This window comes from Pseudomonas sp. GW101-3H06 (genome assembly GCF_059424605.1).
The window spans coordinates 212,921-235,554 of record NZ_JBWKZO010000002.1 but is presented as its reverse complement, the minus strand read 5'-3'; the positions used below and the strand labels follow the sequence as shown (position 1 = coordinate 235,554).

Sequence of the window (22,634 nt, the reverse complement as noted above, 5' to 3'; positions counted from 1 at the left end):
AAGACTTGTTCGGAGATTCCCTAGCAAAATCATAATGTTACATAATTAATGTCGTAATTTTCCGTTATCTCGGCATAGCCCCAAATGAGTCTGACGTTGAGTCGTGGGGAGAATTTGCGCTCGCTGTGTGACCAGCTCGCACCCAATCACTTGGCCCTCACTGGGCGCTGTGAAGCGGGACAGTTACGACGCAATAGAGTTGGCTTGCTGTAAAGAGGCAAGCTGATTGGTGTAACAAAGAGCCGGTTACCAGTTCTTCTGGTAGTTGGCTGCTTTTTTCGTCACCCGCCTTCAATCAATGTAACTTATTGAAATAACTCAACTAAACATCTTTGGTTGAGTTAATACAGCTGCTAATCCGTAGGCTTGCTCATGTGTTCTCAGATTGAAGAATGCTTAGAAGGATGGAAAGGTGAATTCTCCTGGCGTCCTCATCCAGCATCTCTGATGCATTCCAGATGGCCTCAAATCTTGGCCTGATTTCCGTAGTAAGCCTCCTGCAATCACCGGTTGTAAGCCGGCGTCCGAGCAGCGTGGCCGCAGGCTTTGCTAGATCCACCCAGCCATCGCTTCCATCCTCTTCGTAGATGAATTTCAGTTTTGTATCTGTCATGCGGCACGCGCCGTCGACCCTTAGACGCTTTCGATCGTCCCAAAAAACGCACAGGTACTCATTCTTGTCTGTGGTGTCGAGAGAGTCGGGCCATGTCTCAAATGCCCACCGTTCGGTCCCCTCCCCATCACTAGCTGTGTTTGCATGTTCAAGGTGTTCCTGTTTGTCGTGTTGGTCCTTACGAGCATCCGCCTCAGGTCCAGGCCTCGACGTATATAGCAGCGCAAATGCATCGCGTCCCTCGAGGTCTGAGATCGAATAATTGGTAAAAGAGAAAGGCCCCTTTTTTCCGTAGTCCGGGCGACCGTTACGATTCTTCTTATATGCCTCTGCTGCGTCTACCAGGTCTTGGTCGGTTATTTCTCGTGTATCTCTCGATGACCAAAGCTGTTCAAACCATTTCTGCGCTGAACCGACCTCCGATTCTTCGGTGGTGTGGATTGCTGCTTCCAGCCATTTGGAGAGTTCAGACCCTTCAAAACCTAAGCCGTTGGCTGATAGGTTCGCTGATCCGATGATTGCCTGGGATGGCCCAACGATTACTTTCGCGTGAAGGCGATCGCACTGAAGGATCTGTACGTGTTCTATTTTTTTTGCGCGAGCGACAAGCTTTTTGATAACCGCGGGGTTTGTTCCGCCACTTCTGAGATTGCAAACAATACGGAGTGGTTTATCCCGCTTGGGATGAATTAACTCATCGGCTCCCCTCCCCCAAAATGCCACGGCGACATCCAACCGGTCCTCGCTAGCAACCATAGAGCGAATACAGTCCTGATACTGGTCGGGCCCAACAAACATTGAGAATCCTTATCGACTGGTACTAATAAAAATGGCTGATGCGCCCGTGCGCCCGTTGGCTACTCTTCGTGGTCTGCATTACGTTTGCGCCACTGTGCTTGTCTAGCTGCGACTCGTTCTTTTGGTTCTTTGAGCTTACCAGCCTCTCGAGCATCTCTAGCCCACTGGGCTTTCGCCTCCCGCCGAGCAATTGCTTTCGCTTCATCGCTGTCCCAAGCCTTTGGGGGCCGACCTCGCTTCTTGATTGTCGGAGGGAGGGATAAAATATTGTCAACGTTACGGGTGTGCTGCTTTGTGTGGAACTCAACACATTCATTAATTTCTGGTGGGAGGATTTTCTGTTTTTCTAACTTGGCGATGAACTCTTCAAGATATCCCTTCTCCCAGTAGCCATCCTCGATACCTTGTCGAATTTTGTTAAGTTCTCGATCAACAGCTATTTGACCAAGGCGCTCAAGAACTGGTGCTCCCACCGGGCATACCAAGCCGTCAATTGCTGTCGACGTACGGCCGGCAGTGAGAATGCTCCACGCACTGCAAGCTTCGTCCAGTTCGTGGTATCCAGGGTCATCATGGAGCACGTTGTCCTGAAGGTATTTAATGGCTTCGCTGTAGCGACTTGGAGTGATTGCATCCCGCAAAAAAGTAAGGAAATCGGTAGATGCCTTTCCATTGAATGCGGATGAATCTCTGCCTGATGGAAGGGTCGTGAGGCTGTAGAGCTTCTTGGTGCCATCTTTGGAGTCTTTAGGTTGTAGAACCTTGATGCGATAGATCGGCCGCGGGCAGTTAGCCGGTAAACTCATTGGCGTTGATGGCAGGACCGAGTAGAAGGCTGCAGCACCACCGCTATCTAATTCGGCAATTTCGCAGATGGTGATTAAAGCCCTTGAGCTGTGATCGGTCAGCAATCGTTGGAAATCACGATCAACCGTTTTTTGCAGCTCAATTCTCGCTTCTGCTTCGGTCTGCTCTGATGATGCCAGGCCAAGTAAACGTCGCGCAGTTTTAATAGGAGTGGTGAATACAACCTCCTTGTAATGCCCGTTGCCCCCTGTGATCTTGGCCATCTTTTCCTTGCCAAAAACATTGCGCGTGACGAGTAGAACGAACCAGAACTCGTCGTTTTTCATCAGGAATGCTTGCGCTAGTCGTCCATCGTAGGAATGGACAACCTCCAATCGGGCTTCATGATCACCGCCCTTTTGTCGCACTGAGTTTGGCCGTTGCAGGTCGAAATACGTAAATCCGTCACCGAGTTCTTTCCGCCGTCGGTCGAACACAATTTGTGCGTCCCTGGCGTTTTCAATTCCCCGTTCGAGGTCAACCAAGAGCATTGAAAGAATGCGTTGATTGTCTTTCAGCAGAGCATTAGAAATCCCATCGATTATTTTCTTGTCATATTCAGGTTCTGGTGAGTAACCCCGGGGATCCAGACTCCGAAGGCCAATCTGGCCAAACGGGGCTGCCTCCAGGACAAACTGTGTGGTTGCAAAGCCATAACTGTCATTCCTGCTGCAGGAAAGACGAGCTAGGAATCTGCCACCGTCATGGCCTTTTTCTTTAGGCCACAATAGCTCGTGGATGCGCCATACCCTTTTAAGGTTGACGATGTGTTGTCGCGCATATTCATCGTCACCTTTCAGAAGAAGATAATCAGTGAGGGCGTCTGAGTATTCAGCTTTGAAGGCATACGTGGCGGTTGTCAGAGCTGTTCGGGTCGTTGATCGAAAGGTTCTTTTCCTTTCAATGCTTTCGACAGGAACAGGTGCAGGCTTGGTATTGAGGCATGTCCCCCTCCTCCCCTGATCTCGCTTAATTCGCTGATGGACTACGCATGCAGAATCGATTGTCGATCGGTAAGCAAGCCACTTGATTTGAGAATCTATCAAGGTGCACTTCACTAACATGTCGGTACCGCCGTCCATGCGATCGTGCTCAGCTACGATTTCGGCCTCCACTACCTTCGATTTGGCCATCTCGCCTTTCCTGCATAACGTAGACATTAAATTTAGAGTCTATCTCATCTGGCTGAGCCTGGAGACGCGTCTCACCATCTTTTTAGTTAGAAATCGCCTCTGATCGATATAACGTAGACGATAAATGTCCAATTCCCAATTTTTAGCCCAACCCTGAGCCTGATTGTGGCAGGACTGGTCCAGTATCAAAGCGTACACAGTAACGTAGACAACAAAGACCTGACTCGTTCCGTACCCCAGCAGGGGGCCAATTGGCCTCCATCAAAGGAGCTCGGTCAATAGCATTAAGGCATCAGATCAACAATGCGGTGCTGCGATGCTTCAACTCACGTCTGACCATGGACAGCAGTCCTCAGCTGCGGTTGTGGCCATAAACTACGAAAAACTTCTTGAAGAAACCCTTAAGCGCTTGTCTGGCCTCTACGGCGATTACATGACGAGCGAACAGGTTTCTCGCGAGCTTAATTATTCCGAAAATTACTTCAGGAAAAAAATTGGCAATGCTCAATATCAACACCTGGCGTGGGTGAAGGTGATCAACCCAGCACGCAAAAAAAAGGGCAGATTCTGGGTATATGGAACTGCTGCTGTCGCCACTTACCTTGGGCAAGGAAGTTGAATATGCGGGTTTCACTAGCATTAGCTTCGGCTCTGTTAATTTCGATTGCTAATTCCGTTAATGCGGATACTCAAGAAGAACCTTCTCTGCCATCAGCGGGAAGTGAAAACTTTTATAAGGGCAAGGCAGAAGGCTGGTTTTGGTACAAAGATCCTCCAGAGGAGATTCCTGAGGAGCCCATAAAGCCTCCACCACCTCCTCCGCCTGCCCCCGTTCCAGAGAAAGAGCCGGAAAAACAAGAACCTCCTGCGCCAAAAGGTCCGGAGGTTTTCAGCGTGGCGTGGATTAAGAAAAATCTCCCTGTCTATCGTGATCGAGCAATTGATAACCCGACCGATGCTAACGTTCAGGCATATTATTATTTGCAGCGCGTCATGATGGACAAAGCTTCACAGTTCTCTGAAGCATCGTCGAGAGTAATCATGAAGGATCCATTCCTGGATGAGGATAGTCGACGTCCAGTTGCAACTTATGCAGCAAATGCTCTAAACCGGGAAGTTACATCAAATAAAGACAAAGTACTTCGAAGTCTTGGTAACAAGGTTGGGCTATTTTTCTTCTTTAAATCGAACTGCATTCTCTGTGCTGAACAAGCCAGTGTCTTGCAATCGCTGACAACGTCCACTGGAATCAATATTATCCCAGTCTCGGTGGATGGTAAGCCTTTAGATAACAACGCTTTTCCTGATTACCGCATCGACGACGGCCAGTCTAAAAAACTCGAAGTGTTCCAAACTCCGGCTTTAGCGCTTGCTATTCCTCCTAACAAGACTGAAATAGTCGGCTATGGTGCAATTACGCTAGACGTATTGTTTAATCGGATATTAATTGCTGCGCGCGATACAGGTCTTATTGATAAAAATACGTTTGATAGCACACAGCCCTTCTTCGATAACGGTCTTCTATCACTGGATGATAACGATGGCATTAACGAAGATCTTCTGAATAATCCTGAAAAATTCGTCGAAGAAATGAAAAAGAAATTGGCACGCAAGGCTATTGATGGGGAGCCTCACAATGAGACTGAAGAGTAATACCTTAATCCTTGCAGCGCTATTGGGTTTAGCGCCGCTTGGTGCACACGCGGATATACAGTCTCAACTCGATTCGATGTTTGATTCGATGTCGAACGTTACCGACGCTGGTGCTTATGAGACTGCCACACGAGGCGTCATCACAGGGGGCTCCTTACGAGTTCGCAATAAGATCTCAACCACACCCATTGTCTCGTTCAGACCACCGTCATTTCAGGCAGGTTGTGGTGGGATCGATATGTTTGCGGGGTCTTTCTCGTTTATCAATGCACAGCAATTCGTTCAATCGCTTCGATCTGTTGCGTCGAACGCTGTCGGCGTTGCATCTGGCTACGCATTCAAGCTTGCACTGAATGCTATGGGGCCTACGGTTCATAACGTTATTCAGAATCTTCAGGAGGTTATGCAGGACATCAACAGTTTGATGTCTAACTCCTGCCAACTAGCGCAAGGTTTGGTAACTGACGCATTCAGCTCTTTTACCTCCAAGGAGACAATGCGCGCTGCCAACATCAACGTTACTTCTGGTGTGGGCGATGCTTTTGCATCTCTTATGCCTGGCAGCCTGACTTCGAAGTCACCAAAAGAACAGCAAAATGATGCCGGCCATTTCAAGTCCTGCGAAGATATCGGTAACGTTCTTTGGTGCTCCATGGAGCAGTATGGTGCAAGAAGTTTCTTCACTTACGGTTCAAGACAGACCGATGAAATGATCATGTCTTTTACGGGCACCGTGATTATTAAGTCGCTGACTGACTCTGAAGACGGTAAGGGGAAAGTTCCTGAGACTCAGTATTTTGGTCCCACGGGTATCACACTACAGGATATTGTAGAAGGTAAAAAAGAAGAACAAGTGTCGATCTACGACTGTTCGGCAGATGAAGCTGCATGTATGGAGATAAAGAGCCAGCAAATTGCATTCGATGGTCTAGCTGAAAAGATCGTTAAGTCATTCAATGGTAATTCGAACTCCCCCGGTATCGTTTACAAGTGGGCAACGAATGTTGGTTCATTTAATGCTGATGAAGTAGCAGTCATTAGCGCACTGCAGAAAGCCGGCTTTTCCGCGATGATCCAACGTATTGCTCAGCGAAGTGAGTCGATGGCAAAAGGTTTTGTGGCCGCGCACGCCAAAATGCTTGCTTTGGAAGGGGCTTACTCGCTTACATCCTCCTACATTAATACTGCTGAATCTGTGCTTCAGCGGGGGAAAATGGTTGATCAGTTAGGCGAGAAGAGTCGAGATTTCATTGTCGATGCCCGTGATCGTTTAACCTCAGAGCATCTGGCACTTCAAGCCAAATACGGTAACGATAATGACATGTATAAGGATTGGACCGTCCGCATGGAAGTTATCCCGCCTCCGAACTTTATTTCGACGATGGGCAACCGTTCTGTGAGGGCTCAGTAATGGAGTTCACTATATATTCGGTAGGTTCAGCCTCCTATCTTGAAGAGGTCTTGAATGCCGTGGCCATGATCTGCGGCACCGGGGATGTTGAGTCTTTGGCCAAAATTGGTTTTTTGATTGGCGCGCTTTTTCTTGGTTTCCAGGCTGTTTATAAGAATCAAGCGATTCCATTCCACCAGGTTGGCGTTTGCTTAATCCTTTATCTCGCAATGTATGGTCCGTCCGGACGCGCCATTATTGAAGACGTTTACGATGGCACTGTCACGGTCGTAGATAATGTCCCGTTAGGGCCGCTGATGGTTGGCTCGACCATCTCCAACGTTGGCTACAACATTACTCACCTCATGGAGCAGGCGTTCTCTACACCTTCCATGACAAATTATGGTTTCGCTGACCCAATCGAGACTCTCATGAGAGTTCGGTCGGTTACGGGCAATCTGATGTCGATACCTGCATTCACAAACGGTGGTACCGTAAATCAGGACCTACTTTCATCATGGTCCAATTACTTTCGCGAATGCACTCTCGCCGGCATGGGAGACGACATGACGGTTTATGCGAATGTCGCGCGTAGCAACGATCCAATGCAATCAGCGAAATTCTCCAGCAACGTCTACTACACACAAATTTTTGATGGTACCGCCGGCGGCCGGACGTTGAGCTGTTCAGATGCTCACACCGCTTTGGTCTCTGCTACCAATTCTTCAGCTGACAATGTGATGGAGGAAGTGGCTACAGCCGGCTTCCAGCGTCCAGGAAAGGTTGTGAGTGGCGATGAGGTCACTACGCGGATCGGTGATTCTCTTTATGCTTTGAACCTTTCCTCGATGGACGCCCGTGCGTTCACGATGGCTTCCATCCTTTACCCGATTTTCACTCAAGCACCTGGTCAAAAGGCGGTTGAGGATCTTCAGGGTAGTTATGCGGTGATGATGAGCCAGGCCCAAGCTCAGCAAAACACTCAGTGGGCAGCAGAAGGTACGATGTTCACGAAGTATGTTCGGCCCTTTATGACGTTCTTTGAAGGGTTGATCTATGCGATCACCCCCCTAATGGCGTTCTTAATTGCTATGGGTGGTTTTGGCATTAGCCTGATCGGCAAGTACATGATGCTGCTTGCATGGATGGTGCTGTGGATGCCGGCGCTGTCCATCGTGAATTTATACACTGTGTCCTCCACCGCATCGGTGATGCAGGGGTTGTTGAATACCTCGTCATTTGACGTGGGCGGTGCGGCTGTATCTTTTGAGATGCTGAAGCAAATGCAGCCTGCCCTTGAGCAAGCTGTTGGCGTTGCAGGCCTGATGGCATCGTCAGTGCCAGCAATCTGCTTGTTCCTTGTTTCGGGAACCGCCATCGCTGCATCTGGTATCGCCGGGCGTATGAATGGTTCTGATCAGATCAACGAAAAAATTGCTTCTCCCGACGTCATCACACCTGCAGCAGGACTTCAGACGACTCCTTTTGCTACCAGTGATTACGACAAAGGTTTGCGTATTAATGGTTCAGAAAATCAACGTGGCGATATTTCGGTTGGCTCAATGATGAGCGAGGGGCTCTCCAGCACGCGCACTCGTGCCGAAGCTTCCGCTGAAAGCTTCTCGAAACAACTTACCAGCGCATATGGCCGTCAACTGGACAGTTCAAACAGCATCGGTGACCAGGCGGCAGTTGGCCGTGGTTTGCAAAGCTCCTTTGGTATGAATAGCGATGCTGGCTTTCAAGCCGGTATCGATCAGTTACGGCAGCAAGGGTACTCCTCAACTCAAATTGAGGCCGGTATTGCCAGTGTGGCTTTGCGTGGCGGTGCCTCTGGTACCGCGGGGCTGAGTGCTAAGGCCGAAGCTCCAGGCGGAACTGGAGGAAGTGCTGGAGTGGGCGTTAGCGGTGGTGTGGATGCATCCAATACCAGTCAGTCGTCCAGATCTGACAACATGAACAGCTCTGAGAACGTTAACAATGCTGTAAAGGCCGTTCTTGGCGAGAGAATTGCCAACTCTTTAAACCGTACACAGGGTTACAATCTCGCTCAAAATTTTGACCATTCCGAGAGAGCTGGTGTCTCGAAATCAGATCAGGAGAGCCTTTCTAAAGCAGCTCAGCAAACGCTATCCGATCAAAAGGCGTTTCAACAAGCTGAATCCTTTGTACGGTCCGCCGGCTACAGTGAGAATTTTAAATTGGATTCCTGGGCCGGTAAGGTTGTTGGTGAAGGTCGCGATGGTGCGGTCGTATCTGATGCGATGAACAAGTACGGTGAAGAGTTCCAGGAGCATCAGCGACAGTTGAGCAACACAATGCTTGATCCTCGTCGAGCTGACGCTGCTGCAGCACTTATGACACTTGCAAAGCATGGCGATTTTTCGTCGCTTGACGGTCCAGCTGTTGATTACGATCGCTATGCGAATCTTCGGGCTCCTGCCACTGGCAACCTTGAGGGAGAAACGCAGCGTGCTGGCCACTCCGTTGATACGTCAAGCTTCAATTCATCATTCGCGGGAAGGAAAGCAGCTGCGATCCATAATTCCAACCCAGGTGGTGAGTACCAACGTATGCAGCCGGTGGTGGAAAACGACGCACAGGTGTACGGGCAATCAGCTATGAAACCTGCAGCTGATCAGGCGGAGAGTCGCATTCGAGGTCTGGCCAAGGACGTGCATGACTTTGGTGAGTCCTCCGGCGGGGGAATTGCCGGTATCACCAATAACATTGGTAGCACCCTCGGAATGCGAGGTAACAGGGAGGATTACCTTGAGGAGGGCCGGCACCTGGGGTTGAATGACGCGCAAGCTGAAGTCTTTGCAACTGCGCGTGTTGGTGGCTTCGGTGACAACTCCAAAGATCACTGGGATGCTTACGCGGAGTCGGTTGGTATGGACCATGACTTGCGTGATGGCATGTACCAGCAGCTGATTCAAGCTGGCTTGCACGATAACGGATCAGGAGCACAGCTCGCGGATATTCGTACGTTAAACGATCGCGATTCGGTAACAGATCGCATGAGTTTAAATATCCCGCGCTCGGGTCAGTAAAGGCTCACATCGCAGCAAAAAAAACCGGCCAATGGCCGGTTTTTTTATTTGAGCTGTCTCATGGGCTCCGACATTTCGTTTCCCTCAGTGATTACATAAGGGTTGTAATCTACCTGCTGAGGCATTTGTGGTTCGTAAGTACTCGATTTGTTTGTCGCTCCACTCATGAGGCCAATCAGGCTCGACAGCATGAAAATTACCGAGACGGCTAGCAACGCAAGAAATCCTACAGCTGCGCTGAATTTAGCGGTCAGAAGGCAGAAACCAATCAAACTACCAACGACAAACAGTGGCACCTTTACCTCTGGGTCTCTTCCATGGGTCAGATGCAGGGCTCCCGACCCAACAGCGAAAATCAGTGCAAGGTATGCATAGGCCTGTGCATTCACCGACATATCCTGGCTGGCGCCGGCGATGAGGCCACCAAATGAAAGCGCTACTGCAAGCAGATGCCGGAGAGTCCAACCCATACCTGACTCACGCACCAGATGTTCAACTTTCCAAAGTGGTTCGATTGCAGGAGACATCTTAGGGCGCTGCGCATACTCGGACATCAAATCAACTACGTTGATGGCAAAGGCCGCATCACGCTGGCTTGGGGCAGCTTTTTCGGAGATCAGCTGTATTGCTTCGACTGCCTTAACGAATTCCTTCGGGGCCTGTTTGAGCATGGCGGCATTGAAGGTGGCCAAGTCCACAGTTTCCGGTGGAAGACCCATGAACCCTTCGATCAGTGATTCTGCTCGTTTCGTTTCGGCAGCGATGATTGCTTTCATGAAATTCTCCTTTCGACTTACTTAGATCCTACCCTAGCCCGCCTAACTGCAACCTTATTGTCGCTGGTAAATCACGCCGCTTAACCGATACGTTGAGGGCACCTGGTCGTCGACCTCATGCTTCTCCTGGACAGGGGGTTGGCCACCCGCTGTTGGCATGTAGATATCCCGCTGCGGCCATACCTCGTCTCTCGTTTTGACGTCGCGTCGCTTCTCGCCTCTTGCTGCCTTGTTGAATGATTTCAACTGGCTGAGCTTCATTTCAATTTCGCCGGCGAGAACGAATACTGGCAGATTCGCTTTAATGGTCGCATCCCACCGCTCGCCTTTTTCACCAAACCAGATAGTGCACCTAGGATGCGGAGCTACGTTTTTATGCTTGATCAGCACCTCGGTATCTGCAAGGTGATTTATCGCCCGCAGGTCGAGGTACTCTGGCGTTTCATGGACAGGAATTTCTTCACTCGCTGCTCGTGCTTCTGATTCGTTGATTAGCTGAAGCCGAATCTTTGCCACCGAAATCTTTTCGTTTCCGGTGGTGTGGCCAGCCCACGTGAATGATATCCGCCGCGGAGCTCCGTCAAATGCATGGAGTGTTCTCTGCAATTGCTTTGTGCTGAAACCAGGACCGAGCGCCCTACGCATAATTCGCGGTCGCATCTCGGGTGTTAGGTTTTGCGCGACTCGTACTGCCTCGATCGCGTCGAGCACTTTTTTCTTGGCAACGTTGATTTCCAGTGCGAACGGCAAAACCGATTCGCTCAGTTGGAAATAGCCTGGCAGTCGCATCACTGTTCCTGGTGCTTGGCCAAGATCACGTTCGAACGTGCCGATTGCTTCCAGTGTGACCTCGATGATTTCTTCATCAGCAACCTCCGACACGTCAATGATGTCGGGGGTTCGTTGCTCCTGCAGCACAGGTAGGCGCCATACCTTGCCTCGGACAACGAGAGATGGCCATGTCGCGTTGAAGCGTGTGACAGCTCTCACTAGCTGCTGGTAAGCCCGTTCGACGTCTTCGTACATACGGTTGCCTCCATGGTGTTTGCACAATTATACCACCCCTGCATAGCGGTGTGCCTTTTTCACCCCCTACTTTCCCTGTACACCCGCACTCCCCCACTGGGGCTGCCGGCTTTACCTTCCTTTCTTCATCCTTTTGACATTCCGTCTACCTTCCATCGCGCGCTACGCGGGCCGATCAGGCACGGGGGTAGGGTTACCCCGCGCATGCCTGCACTAACGTTGGTCTATGGGGCTCAGAGGAAGGGCTTGGCGGTCTTTCAGGGTTCGTAGGAGGGGAGGATGGGTATTTCTAGCGTTTTTATAGTGCAGGGGTGGTATAGATTAGAGGCATCCGGACGACTTTCGTCTTCTGAATGCGCTGATTTTCGATTGTCGACCGATTGTCGATTCTGAGGAGAACCTTGGGCTGGGCTGCTGCAACTGCATTTGCATTTGCATTTGCATTTGCAGCACCAAGGTTGGCGAGGTTCGAGGTTTGATCGCGTTTTTGCTTGCGTTCGTTACCTAGATGCAATTCGCCATAGCGGCGAAAGATAACGCCCGACGTCCAACTTCACACTGGAGTCGTCTTAACTTCAGGCGGATCTGCAGGTAGATCCAATTGAGATTGTGCTACCTGGTGAAATCATACATTTCTCTGTCCACGTTATTGCCCTTAATCGGTGCCCTACCAGGTATCTGTAGCAGCTTGCCCTAAATTCCTGGCCTTCATCATTGCTTCTCTTCCTAAGTTTTTTACCGGCATCGGTCGGCTTAATATGAGTTTTGAGACTGCTCTGCGATTGACTGCCCAGCGATCTTGCCGGCCGACCTGGTCTTTTTGTGCGGCCTAAGATTGGGTCCATGATTATTGCTGCCTGTCCCTTGTTGATCGGGTGTGCCAAATATATTTAAGCCAACGTTCCCATTGAGAACGGCTGCGTCGCTTTAACTGCGGTATTCAGAATTGTTGACGCATGAAAACTCCTTTGGTGTCTTTTGTCAGTACGTCCTGACATTGACCGACTGCGCATATGTAAACAAATGCTGCTTGTGGGCTTTCGCTCTTGCTTGTTCACGCTGTCATGTAAATTCGTTCATTAGGCACTGATGTCTCTGGTGACCATGTTGCACAGCTCTGCTTTCATCAGGTGCTGGTGCCGTAATGCTTCCTGGTTCATTGCTTGAGTGAGCCTTTGCTTCAAATCCTAGTGTCTGATGATCCGAGACACATGACGCTGTGGTCTTTTCAGATTTGGGCTAGGTCCAGCGCCTGACAGCAGGAAAGAATCTTTCAGTGTCTGCTGCGGCCCGTACCTGCCCTACCCTGCTTGCGTAAGAAATGTTGAGGTGTTCAGTGACTGAGAAACTTGTTGATGGCTTTCATGTTTATGGTGCTTCGGCGTCGGCAAAATTTGAGATCGTGGCCAACCGTGGTGGCGTCTTCGTTCTTGCCGTTGATATTGCTGGTCGTGTCCCCTCGAGGGATACGTTTGATTGGGAGAGTAAAATTTCTATCCAGGTGACTGACCGCGAGATGCCTCAGTTCATGTGCGCGGTGCTTGGTATCACTCCTACGTTTGATTTCAGAAATCATGGTTCGAAAAAAAACAAATCTCTCTCCCTGGCTAATCAGCCGGAGAAAGGAATCTTGTACCTTCGCGTGACTGAGGGTCAGGTTGGTCACAGCATTCCAATTTCTGCAGACAAAGTTTTTCACTTAGGAGTGATTGGGATGAAGGTCCTTTCTCGCCAGACGGGTGCTGACACTCAGACGTGTCTTCTGCTTCTACGTGGTACAACAGGTCGGCTGCTTCACGGTCTTCAATAGCTTTTGTTTTCAAAGCTTTATAAACAGAAAAACCACCTTTGGGGTTAAAAGCGGTTATAGAGCGGTTAAGAGCGGTTATAGGGCATAAGAATGTGGCTGAAGCCCTTGATTTATAAGGCTTTCAACAGTTTACCTCTTACCTCACTATGAGGTTTTGATACCTGATCATGAGGTATTCATACCTCACTATGAGGTAAATGTACCTGATCATGAGGTAAGCCTGCATTTCAGCCTTTTTATTACTTTAGATATGTCTCCTAAACCGTTGATTTATAAGGGAAAAAGCTAATACAGGTCTGTTTCTGATTATGGGGTAAGGCTAGCTGACTTAGAGGTATGGTTTCTGACTATGGAGTAATGGTTGTCAAGTTGTTGATTTATAAGGGTTTTATCCTAGCCTTTGTTGACGCGCGTATCAGCGGATCTTCAGGCTTTTCTACCCTGATTTTGGGGTAAAAAGTCCAAGATCATACTGATCCTCCCCTCCCCTATTATCCCTATCTGCACCCTCCTGTGGGCCGCGTAAAACGTGGCTTGCGTTCATTTTTGTGTGATTTTCAAACCTATGCCCTCCCCTGCCGTACCGTGTGTGGTGGCGTTTGCTTCTTTACCCCTTAATCAGTTTAATCGCCATGGCCTTCGTTTTTGTCACCGTTACCCCATAATTCGGTGTCTACGCTGTGGAATAGCGTCGTGCATCTCGTGTTTTCCTGAAGTCCGTCTTACGCCTTAATCAGTCATTTTCCATTTTGAGAGCAAAAAAAACCCCGCTTATGCGGGGTCTGATGTTGTGTTCTTTCGTCGCTTCACCACGACCTTATCCTTTGCGTCGATCGATCCTTCCAGAAGAAATCCTGATCTTTTGAGCTCATCGAGAGCTTCGCGAATCATTTGGCGTGCCTTACCGATCGATGAGACTCTCGAACCGGCACTCTTTATGAGCGTTTCTACCTTGAGATCGTATGGTTCTGAATGTGAGGCATAAAATCCGTGCATCCATTTGGCGAGGTTACCTTTTAGGGAAAGCCGTTGCTCCCATTCAATCCTGGTACTGTAAAAGCCACCGCCAAAAAGCTTTGCAATTTCAGGTTCAAGTTCGATCACCCAGCTTAGGTCCCTGCCGGTGTTGTCTTCTTCCAGGTCATCGCTGTATTCGAATTTCCTAATTAGAGAAAGAACCACCCCGCGCCCCAGTCGCTCAGAATGAATTGCAACCGCGGTTGCTTTGAGCCTGGTCAGGATATTTTTAAGCCGTTCGGTGTGTTTTTTACCGTATGGCATTTTCAGATCTTTTTTCATGGCCAGTGGGCTAAAGCAGATCGGGTGGCCGAGCTCTGCTTCCCTGGCCAAGTGAACTACTTGGAACCAAACGTCTAAATCATCTTGCCTAAGCTCTTCGCCGCTGTAGATCAGCCTTGAGTTGCCGTAGGACACGACCTCAATATTTTTCATCTGCTCTCGAGGAGTATTACGGTTCCTTGCCGTGAATAGCGCACTTCGTAAAGCCTCGTTAGGTGCTTCTCTGACCTCCTCTCCCCAGGCCTTCAGACGGATTTCTGCTGTTTTTTGAGCTTCTTTTTGAACTGCAGCAGCTCTTTCTTTTGCTGCACGAAGACCATCCCCAGGCTTTCTTTTGGAAGAAGCATTTTTTCCTTCGCTTGTTTCTTCGCTTTTGAAGAGATCAGGAGTTCTGGGCTCGTCTGGTTTCTCAGTGCTCACATTGGGACCTATTAGGCAGTTTTCAGATTTTTGACGAATTCTTCGATCTGCTTCAGTTGCTCTTCAGTAAAAGAGGTACGTTTTAATTTCAGTTCGAAGTGTGTCTTAGTGGTCTTAACCTGCCCCATAGTTACGCCGTTCGATTCAATTGCTTGTGGCGTGATTTTCAAAGCGCTTTGGTTAAATTTAGCTTCAAGTGTGCTTGCTAGGTTTTTTAGCGGAGTATTACTCGTGATTGCTTTTTGTACGATAGAGATCAGCGCTTTATGTATCTGATCAGCTTCAATACCTTCTTCAACACGCTTCTTTATTACCTTTACGGTGTTCTCAGCTGTCAACCCAGAAATCAGCTCTGGTTTTTTCTCCAGAAGTGTATTAACAGCTTCTGGCAAGTTTTCAAAAGCCATTAACCGATAATAGACAGTTTTAGTTAGGCCGAACTCAGCGTGTGTGCCAACACTACTGCCAAACTTACTCTTGTGTTTCAACAACGATCGAGCAAGCTCAAAGTCTGTTAAATCCTCTCGACCAAGGTTCTCTGCTAGCGCCAGAGCCGACATTTCTTCTTCTGTGATGTTCTTCACATGAGCAAGAATAACTGTCTTTCCAAGGTGCCTGTGGGCGCGTACACGGCGCTCCCCAGATACGATCTGATATCTATTGCCGTATGGACGAACGGTGATTGGCTGCTGAAGCCCCTGCTCATCAATCAGCTGCGCTAGCTCTTCAATTCCTATGAAGCGTATCCGTGGCTGGTATGGATTTGGGTCAATGCTCGTTAGATCAATTGGTCGGGCGGTCCATACCATTGTTTGGCTGTCCCCAGCTTCTTCAATTGCTGCTTGATGCTCTTGCATGCCTGCAACAAGTGATCCAGCCAACGTTGCACCGAGCCCTTGCCGTCTCCGAGGCGTTGTCGACTCAGTTTTGCCAGCGACTTTAGAGGCTGGTTTTGCTGGTGGTTTTGCAGCTGGTTTCGATGTGGGATTTTTTTGTGTCTGGCTCATGCTTTAAGCCCCTTCCCTTTTGTTTCTTTAGCAACATAAACGGCTAGCTCGGCATATTGCTTAGCTACCTTGTTGTTTTTGTCGAAATCACCAACCGTTTGTTTTCTTGCAATTGATTGGTTAACTCTTGTAGTTGGCGATATATAAACAGGTACTACGCTTCCAAATAGAATAACTGCATCATTTTCAGTCTCTTGGCAGAGAGTCATCCGCTTGTCGTGTTTAGCAAGAAGAGCTCCTAGAAAAGTCAAATCAGGGTTGATCTGTTTAACCTTTGTGATTCTGGACTGGAGGTCTGCAAGACCATACAAACCGTAACTCGCGCCGGACTCTACTGGAATAATGTAGTGAGTTGCCGCGGCCAGGGCGTTCATAGTTAGCAGCCCTAAATTAGGCGGGCAATCGAGAATGATGTAATTAGCTTTGCCAATCAGCGGTTTAATTCTTTCCTTCAAAACTTCATTTGGTCGTGCGGCTTCGTGTCGGATGATGTCTGGAACGTTTTCCAGACTCATCGATCCGTAGATGAGACTTACGCCCTCTACGTGAGTTTCATCAAAGATGAACGCTGCAATGTTTGCCGTTGGATTAAGCATTAACTCGGCCAAGTTATGTTGGACTTTTGCCGGGTGTGCAACGCCAATGTGTTGCGATGCGTTAGCCTGAGGATCCATATCAATAAGCACTACTGTGCAATTCTCGTCGAGCTTTGCCAGGTTATCGGCCAAATTGATTGCAGTCGTCGTTTTCGTTACCCCGCCTTTGTGGTTGGCGATTGCAATAATGACTGTTTCGATTTCTGCAGTTTTGGCTTTTGGTGCGGCCATGAGAGCTCCTAATAGGTCGATGTAGTACTCGGTATGTCTTACATCTTGTGTTGGATTATGCAACATCTCTAATTTTTTTACCGCCCTTTCGTCTGTTTTTGACCCCCATTATTTTTTCTAGTCGCAGCATCCTTTCTTCATTCCACGACCGGAAATCCTCACAAAATTCCCATAATGGGAATTTTTTAAATCAAGACGCCTGTGATTTAACTCTCATACGTCTGATGCTCGGGACAGGTTTCGTTCAAAGGAAAGTCCCATAGTGGGAATTAGGGGCTTGGCTATAGCGGTGTTGACCCCTGCTCACCCGTCTTTTGGGTTGGACGGAGAGTCAGACTCTGTGATTTCAGTTCTCTTAATGAAGGCATTGGTGTTGTCCGATCCGTCCAGATTAATAAGGCAAATCCTTTTAAGTCGAGAAAAGTCCCATAGTGGGAATGTGGGTGTAGGCCTGACTAGCCGGCATTACACGCGGCATTGTGTAACTTTTGGATTAGTGGAAAGGTGGTCTGGGATGTCTGCCCTGCTCTTTCTGTGCTGGTGTTGTGCCCAGACCAGAGCGCCGATTGGCCTCCTAGGGAGAAAATTCTCATGGTGGGAATGTGTGCCTATACGTGAGTCATTGGATCCCGCCGGGTTCGGTGCCACGTACTGGGCGCATGGTCTCACTCCAACTGAGACGGTCTTAGGTCCAGTCGGCAAATCTGGTGAGGTTCAATACTCGGGAAAAGTCCTATAGTGGGAATGTGTGCCTATGCGTGAGTCCTTGGATTCCGCCGGGGTTCGGTGCCACGTACTGGACGCAAGATCTCGCTCCAACTGAGGCGGTCCTAAGGTCCGGTCAGCGGGGAAAGTCCCATAGTGGAAATGTGTGCCTATGCGTGAGTCCTTGGATTCCGCCGGGGTTCGGTGCCACGTACTGGACGCAAGATCTCGCTCCAACTGAGGCGGTCCTAAGGTCCGGTCAGCGGGGAAAGTCCCATAGTGGGAATGTGTGCCTATGCGTGAGTCCTTGGATTCCGCCGGGGTTCGGTGCCACGTACTGGACGCAAGATCTCGCTCCAACTGAGGCGGTCCTAAGGTCCGGTCAGCGGGGAAAGTCCCATAGTGGGAATGTGTGCCTATGCGTGGGTGTTTGGATCCCGACGGGTGCGGTGCCACGAACTGGACGCATGGTCGCGCTCCAAATGAGGCGGTCCTAAGGTCCGGTAAGCGGGAAAAGTCCCATAGTGGGAATGTGTGCCTATGCGTGGGTGTTTGGATCCCGACGGGTGCGGTGCCACGAACTGGACGCATGGTCGCGCTCCAAATGAGACGGCATCAAGATCCGGCCGGACCGTCTGTTAAGTTCCTATCAGGAAAAGTCCCATAACGAAATACGCATCTAGAGCTGGCTGGGAAGCCGTGTCGCGGTTGAATGTTCCTGGTGGATCGATTGAGAATCCCAATTAGGAAATATCATAACTGACACTGACTGATGTAGGCCTGGTCGGGTCATCTCGTAATGCGAAAAGAGGCTAAGCCTAAGAGTGTGGAATCGAATCTCGAATGTGTATATACGATCACCAGTTCTGATTGCATCCAAGCGACCAGGAGCTAAATGTTGGGGGTTACCCGATGGTTGATGTGAAGCATTTAATGTAATCAGCAGGTGGGGGTGCAACGCATGGAAGACTGAAATTCTGCCGTTTGATTCTCGGCTGCGCGATCCGTTTGATTTGACTGTTCGCAATTTGATAGCAGCTTCAGATTCCGCATTAGAGATCCAACGGTGGTAGCTTACAACGCTCGATGGTCCTGGTACGTTTTGATGTGGCTTAACCAGTCATTATTCCCATAGTGGGAATTGTTAGTAGTCGCTCATTAAATGATAGGGTGAAGGTCGAGCGGGACGCTACTAAAGAACATCCACTCTAATACTGTAGCTGACTTTGGGGTAAGGCAGGGGCTGTCGCTAACACGCAGTCATCCGCTTACGTTGAAGGTTCGGCGCGATTATCAGGAATTAAGTCGGATCCGATTTAATTTGCTGATGTAGTTGGGAGGGCACAAGCGGACGACAAACGATCGACTATCGGTCGGCAATCGTGATGACGGATTTCATGCTCATGAAGCTCCGAAACAAAGGAGCTACTTTAGGTCGACAATCAGACTACAAATGTCCAACTCTAAAATTCCCATAGTGGGAATTACGAAAGAGCGCACTCTTGTATGCCCGCCAAAAAAAAGCCCCGGAGGGCTTTCTGTAAGATTCTGGTTAAAGCTCGGGCTGCAGCTCAACGCAGTACCTTGCTCGTGTGACAGCGACGTAGAGTAGATTAAGTTCATCATCCAGATGTGTGGGGGAGGGTGGTCTGAAAGCGCTGGCCGATCGTGTTCGGAAATCATCTCTGACGATGACGTTGTTGAACTCTCGCCCCTTTGCCCTTATGCAGGTCATTAACTGAATTCGAGGATTACTCGGGGGGTGCCGATTCGAAAGTATCTTGTCCAGGTCGCGCTCCCTTTCCGAGTAATCTCTAGCTAGATCATAAATCAGACCAATCTCAGATAGTGGGTTGCTCGCGGCCCACTGCGCTAGATCGTCATGTGTTTTGAAGAAGGCATAAGCAGGATGCCTTGCGTCCTTTGACGAGTTCCTCATCAGGGCATACGTCGAATTGATTTTCTCCCGTATGTCACTTGTGTCTCCCGTAATAGCGTAGGACTCGCTCATATCCCCAAGAGCCAGGGCGTCACGGATAACACCCGTATTAGTGCGAAACAACCGGGTATGTGGTTCCTTTGCGGGCACCGGTCCTACGCGGCCTGCTTTACCGGCCATTCCACGTAGCGTGATTGGGGGAGGGGTGGACTTTTTCGAGAGAATTTCATTTGCGAGATTCGCTATTTGTGGGCCGAACCTGAATGAGAGGGTTAGTGGGTATTGCCGACCTGGAACCTTGAGCATTGCATCTTTTGATCCTCGAAACGAAAAGATTTGTTGCCCTGCGTCACCCACATAGCAGGCACGGCGTGCGAATGCGAGACAGGAAAGCATGACGTCTGTGGCGTCGTTTGCTTCGTCCATGTAGACCTGATCGAATGCAGATAGCCCATTACATCCGTCGAGTTGCCAGGCTTTAACATACACGTCATGGGGGAGGTTTAAACGGGTTTTGGCGCCAGGCCTCAAGGCATTGAAAAGAACCTGAGCATATTTTGCGGCAAGCTCAACCACGACAGGATCCTGAACCCAGGAAGGGATGTGATGACGGCTGATCTCGCGGTTGCTGCTGTAACAGTAATTTGAAAGCACACCAATGATCACCTTTGCAAAGTGAACGTGATCAATTGGTAGCTTTTTACTTTTTAAATCAAAGGCTTCAATGACATGCGCAGGGTAAATCTGACCGACGTTACGCCCATTGATGCTATTGCGTGCCCATTCAAATGCCAGGCTATTGAATGTTCGCACCGACGCAACGTCACCGAATGTAGCCTGTAGGTCTGTGACCAGGTTTTTACTGAATGCCAAAACAAGAAGCCGGCTTGCGCCGGCTTTACGGCAGTCTAAAGCTGCCCCTTTTAATGCGGTGGTTTTTCCACAACCTGCGCCAGCGGTTGATTTGATAACACCTCGCGGAGCGTCTAGGAGCTCCACTGCGGCCTTCCTAAATGCTGCCTGCTCCTCAGTTGGCGCATGCATGGATTTACAGCACCTTAGAAGGCACAGGCCGCGAACGGGAGTCTTTCAATAGTGCCTTAACAAGAGAGTCACCGCTTGTGTACTTGTCGAGCACACCTTGAAGCTGCGGATCGGTTAAGCCTTGGAGTTTTAGGCAAGCATCAAATTCCTTTTGCGTGATTCCCAATTCCTTCTGAATTTCTGAAGGGGAGTACCCCCAATTTCCCCACTGGGTAACTTTCCGGGATAGCTCGATCAACTCCGCAACAGACCGCTTAGAGACAGCTCGATCAGCGTGATCGCAATGGAAGCGGTCACGTACCTGGACACCATCGCATAGGGGGCAGCAATGTTTAGGACGATTAATGCTGACCACAAATTCAATGTGGCAGGTGCTGCAAGACCGCATGGTTACTTCTTTGGAGCGATAGTCACGGGCAATAACCCACGCGTCATCGATCTCAAGAACGTTTTCTAAGTCGAGTTGGCCATTACGGAGTGCCGCATGGCAGTCGTAGTACTGTGAGTGAGCAGCCATAACAGCTTCGACGTCGATCGTTGTTCTCGGCGATTTGGCTGTGATCAAGTAGGCCAGCATGAAAAGGCTTGCCTCTAGTGTTGCCTCCTTTTTGGCGAGGAGACTCTCTGCATTAGGAAGGGGGCCGGATTCGGAGGGACCAACAATGCCTTCACGCTTACGTAGGCTTGTGACCTGCTTACGAGTCATGCCAGTGTTGATTCGGATGATTGCGGAACGGAACCCTACGTGAACGAGGGTTTTGGCAAGTGATTCGTCCATTTCAATGCCCTTTCATAATGCTGCAGATTAATTTGTTATGTAGAGATACTTCGCTGGTGGACCTGAGCTCTCGAGTGAGAATCCACGCCTCATCAAGTGAAAGAGGGGAGGGGGCGTTAGCCCCAACACTGGCCATGTACTCGCGAAGATAAGCCTCATGCGCGTTAACCAGGGCATCAATGTCGATCTGTATTTGCCAGTCGACAGCCTTCGATGTGTAGAGCAGGAGCAAGGCTGCGCCATCTGCAGCCTTAGTTGCATCGCTCAGGATCTCTTCAAGGTTAGGAAGCGATCCAGCTGTGCTTACATCTCGGATAGAGCGTATTTTTTGCGTAACAGGCATCAGAACCTGGTCAGGAGTGAGACCCGTTTGAATACTTACCAACACTGAACTCATGCCGGCTTTGAGAAGGCGTATCGCTAGGTGTTGTTTATTCACTTCGGCGGCCTCCTGACAAAATCCGCATGACATTGGCAATCCGCACATTGCTATCCGGAAAACCGACCTGAATTTTGCTGAATGGGGTTCGCGCCGAGAAGGTTACGCGCCCTTGATCTGCAAGCAGCATCCTGTCCTTCATGGTGCTTTTCGTCAGCCAGTCGGCTTTATCCTCGCTGTTGATCCCCCAATTGATTCGAGCCACTCGGCCCCGCGTCTTTAGATCATCCGCGATGGCACCTAGGATTTGGCTGATCGCTGTTACAGCAGGGGAGGGAGTGCGGAATACCGGGGCTTGAGCGCCTAAATCGCCGACGTTTACAAACAAGATCGAAGTGGGTATCGCTGATATTTCAGAAAGGTCTGAATCGGTGGCATTGACGATCCACAAGCGGTCGACCGGAGATAGATCGAAGTAACGGCTAAACGCTGGGTCGTTGGTGACAGCCCATTCCTTGGCAAGACGTAGGGTGAGGTCAAGAGCAAATGCGTCCATCATTTGGCACCTTCTTGTTCCAGGACTATCAGGTTGCGCCACACAGCAATTACGCTGCGGCCATAGTCACGGGCGACGGTTTCCAAGTCTTTATTAGGTGTGTGGTACCGACCCAGTACGAGTGGCAGATCACCGTGGGCATCTTTCAGAAATTCGCAGAGAATTTCGGTGCCGACACGAACGTTAGTGCGCAGATCTAGAAGCTCACTCGGATCTGCCACACGATGACCATTCCATCGAAGACTGACCTGCATCGCACCGACGGCAACGGATCGAGTCTTAGTCAAAGCATTTGTCAGAAGCGTTGCAGCTTCAGTTTTGGATGCTGGATGGTAGGGTTTTTCAGAAATGTTCAGGGCGTAAGGGTTCGGAGTGACCATGTCCTTGGCGTATTTCTTTGATTCAACGATTGCAAACGCATAGAGGAGCTTAGGGTCAACCTTGCATTGACGGTTGGCCTCCTGCTCCCAAACGGTCCCTTTCAGACTGAAAGCCGCGGCGTGCTGACAAACAATCCCGGTAAGGACAGCTGTTATCAGCTTTTTGTTGAACCATTCCATCGCAATCTGACCCCGTCCGCTG

At 49.6% G+C, this 22,634-nt stretch carries 17 protein-coding genes; 5 read left to right on the top strand and 12 right to left on the bottom strand.

Annotated features, from left to right (window positions below; genetic code table 11):
* Positions 1-370 precede the first annotated feature (370 nt).
* Both AC07ZE_RS30255 and AC07ZE_RS30250 read right to left on the bottom strand, forming a co-directional pair.
* Entirely contained in the window at positions 371-1,411 is a 1,041-nt protein-coding gene (locus AC07ZE_RS30255) for a phospholipase D family protein (RefSeq protein WP_057978523.1), read from the bottom strand.
* Between the two features lie 59 nt (positions 1,412-1,470).
* Positions 1,471-3,390 (bottom strand): hypothetical protein, encoded by a 1,920-nt coding sequence (locus AC07ZE_RS30250; protein WP_057978521.1) that lies wholly within the window; start codon positions 3,388-3,390, stop codon positions 1,471-1,473.
* Between the two features lie 316 nt (positions 3,391-3,706).
* Here AC07ZE_RS30250 and AC07ZE_RS30245 point away from each other — a divergent pair, with 316 nt between their 5' ends.
* The 4 genes from AC07ZE_RS30245 to AC07ZE_RS30230 are packed head-to-tail and all read left to right on the top strand — an operon-like array spanning position 3,707 to position 9,486.
* A complete protein-coding gene (locus AC07ZE_RS30245) occupies positions 3,707-4,009 on the top strand; it encodes a hypothetical protein (RefSeq protein WP_057978519.1) in 303 nt (100 codons plus the stop codon).
* A 2-nt stretch (positions 4,010-4,011) separates the two neighbouring features.
* A complete protein-coding gene (traF, locus tag AC07ZE_RS30240; protein ID WP_082631618.1) occupies positions 4,012-5,043 on the top strand; it encodes a conjugal transfer protein TraF in 1,032 nt (343 codons plus the stop codon).
* Positions 5,027-6,454 (top strand): conjugal transfer protein TraH, encoded by a 1,428-nt coding sequence (locus AC07ZE_RS30235; protein ID WP_057978518.1) that lies wholly within the window; start codon positions 5,027-5,029, stop codon positions 6,452-6,454. The genes traF and AC07ZE_RS30235 overlap by 17 nt, the downstream gene beginning before the upstream one ends.
* Positions 6,454-9,486: a conjugal transfer protein TraG N-terminal domain-containing protein gene (locus AC07ZE_RS30230; protein ID WP_057978516.1), complete on the top strand. Its 3,033-nt coding sequence runs from the start codon at positions 6,454-6,456 to the stop codon at positions 9,484-9,486. Before AC07ZE_RS30235 ends, AC07ZE_RS30230 begins: the two co-directional genes overlap by 1 nt.
* Before the next feature lie 44 nt (positions 9,487-9,530).
* On the opposite strand, the gene AC07ZE_RS30225 is transcribed toward AC07ZE_RS30230, so the two are convergent.
* Both AC07ZE_RS30225 and AC07ZE_RS30220 read right to left on the bottom strand, forming a co-directional pair.
* Positions 9,531-10,262, bottom strand: coding sequence for a hypothetical protein (locus AC07ZE_RS30225; protein WP_057978514.1), 732 nt, complete (start codon positions 10,260-10,262; stop codon positions 9,531-9,533).
* Between the two features lie 54 nt (positions 10,263-10,316).
* A complete protein-coding gene (locus AC07ZE_RS30220) occupies positions 10,317-11,288 on the bottom strand; it encodes a DNA replication terminus site-binding protein (RefSeq protein WP_057978511.1) in 972 nt (323 codons plus the stop codon).
* 1,336 nt (positions 11,289-12,624) lie between these two features.
* Between AC07ZE_RS30220 and AC07ZE_RS30215 the strand changes: the two genes are divergently transcribed.
* Positions 12,625-13,098, top strand: coding sequence for a hypothetical protein (locus AC07ZE_RS30215; RefSeq protein ID WP_082631625.1), 474 nt, complete (start codon positions 12,625-12,627; stop codon positions 13,096-13,098).
* A gap of 771 nt (positions 13,099-13,869) precedes the next feature.
* Here AC07ZE_RS30215 and trfA read toward each other — a convergent pair.
* The 8 genes from trfA to AC07ZE_RS30175 form a co-directional block, all read right to left on the bottom strand.
* Complete coding sequence (trfA, locus tag AC07ZE_RS30210) at positions 13,870-14,817, bottom strand: plasmid replication initiator TrfA (RefSeq protein WP_158004324.1); 948 nt, start codon at positions 14,815-14,817, stop codon at positions 13,870-13,872.
* Positions 14,818-14,828: 11 nt separating this feature from the next.
* Entirely contained in the window at positions 14,829-15,824 is a 996-nt protein-coding gene (locus AC07ZE_RS30205; protein WP_238347438.1) for a ParB/RepB/Spo0J family partition protein, read from the bottom strand.
* A complete protein-coding gene (locus AC07ZE_RS30200; protein ID WP_057978506.1) occupies positions 15,821-16,651 on the bottom strand; it encodes a ParA family protein in 831 nt (276 codons plus the stop codon). Before AC07ZE_RS30200 ends, AC07ZE_RS30205 begins: the two co-directional genes overlap by 4 nt.
* 2,257 nt (positions 16,652-18,908) lie before the next feature.
* The gene (locus AC07ZE_RS30195; protein ID WP_057978504.1) at positions 18,909-20,339 is read right to left on the bottom strand and encodes a 3'-5' exonuclease; all 1,431 of its coding nucleotides are present in this window, start codon (positions 20,337-20,339) and stop codon (positions 18,909-18,911) included.
* A gap of 4 nt (positions 20,340-20,343) precedes the next feature.
* Complete coding sequence (locus AC07ZE_RS30190) at positions 20,344-21,117, bottom strand: FlhC family transcriptional regulator (protein ID WP_057978502.1); 774 nt, start codon at positions 21,115-21,117, stop codon at positions 20,344-20,346.
* 1 nt (position 21,118) lies between these two features.
* Complete coding sequence (locus tag AC07ZE_RS30185) at positions 21,119-21,556, bottom strand: hypothetical protein (RefSeq protein WP_057978500.1); 438 nt, start codon at positions 21,554-21,556, stop codon at positions 21,119-21,121.
* Entirely contained in the window at positions 21,549-22,055 is a 507-nt protein-coding gene (locus AC07ZE_RS30180; protein ID WP_057978498.1) for a hypothetical protein, read from the bottom strand. The genes AC07ZE_RS30185 and AC07ZE_RS30180 overlap by 8 nt, the downstream gene beginning before the upstream one ends.
* Entirely contained in the window at positions 22,052-22,612 is a 561-nt protein-coding gene (locus AC07ZE_RS30175) for a transglycosylase SLT domain-containing protein (RefSeq protein ID WP_057978496.1), read from the bottom strand. The genes AC07ZE_RS30180 and AC07ZE_RS30175 overlap by 4 nt, the downstream gene beginning before the upstream one ends.
* Positions 22,613-22,634 lie beyond the last annotated feature (22 nt).

Excerpts from the sequence above, each read along its gene's own strand:
- AC07ZE_RS30255 (WP_057978523.1), bottom strand. The coding sequence starts at position 1,411 with ATGTTTGTTGGGCCCGACCAGTATCAGGACTGTATTCGCTCTATGGTT.
- AC07ZE_RS30250 (WP_057978521.1), bottom strand. The coding sequence starts at position 3,390 with ATGGCCAAATCGAAGGTAGTGGAGGCCGAAATCGTAGCTGAGCACGAT.
- AC07ZE_RS30245 (WP_057978519.1), top strand. The coding sequence starts at position 3,707 with ATGCTTCAACTCACGTCTGACCATGGACAGCAGTCCTCAGCTGCGGTT.
- traF (WP_082631618.1), top strand. The coding sequence starts at position 4,012 with ATGCGGGTTTCACTAGCATTAGCTTCGGCTCTGTTAATTTCGATTGCT.
- AC07ZE_RS30235 (WP_057978518.1), top strand. The coding sequence starts at position 5,027 with ATGAGACTGAAGAGTAATACCTTAATCCTTGCAGCGCTATTGGGTTTA.
- AC07ZE_RS30230 (WP_057978516.1), top strand. The coding sequence starts at position 6,454 with ATGGAGTTCACTATATATTCGGTAGGTTCAGCCTCCTATCTTGAAGAG.
- AC07ZE_RS30225 (WP_057978514.1), bottom strand. The coding sequence starts at position 10,262 with ATGAAAGCAATCATCGCTGCCGAAACGAAACGAGCAGAATCACTGATC.
- AC07ZE_RS30220 (WP_057978511.1), bottom strand. The coding sequence starts at position 11,288 with ATGTACGAAGACGTCGAACGGGCTTACCAGCAGCTAGTGAGAGCTGTC.
- AC07ZE_RS30205 (WP_238347438.1), bottom strand. The coding sequence starts at position 15,824 with ATGAGCCAGACACAAAAAAATCCCACATCGAAACCAGCTGCAAAACCA.
- AC07ZE_RS30200 (WP_057978506.1), bottom strand. The coding sequence starts at position 16,651 with ATGGCCGCACCAAAAGCCAAAACTGCAGAAATCGAAACAGTCATTATT.
- AC07ZE_RS30195 (WP_057978504.1), bottom strand. The coding sequence starts at position 20,339 with ATGCATGCGCCAACTGAGGAGCAGGCAGCATTTAGGAAGGCCGCAGTG.
- AC07ZE_RS30190 (WP_057978502.1), bottom strand. The coding sequence starts at position 21,117 with ATGGACGAATCACTTGCCAAAACCCTCGTTCACGTAGGGTTCCGTTCC.
- AC07ZE_RS30180 (WP_057978498.1), bottom strand. The coding sequence starts at position 22,055 with ATGATGGACGCATTTGCTCTTGACCTCACCCTACGTCTTGCCAAGGAA.
- AC07ZE_RS30175 (WP_057978496.1), bottom strand. The coding sequence starts at position 22,612 with ATGGAATGGTTCAACAAAAAGCTGATAACAGCTGTCCTTACCGGGATT.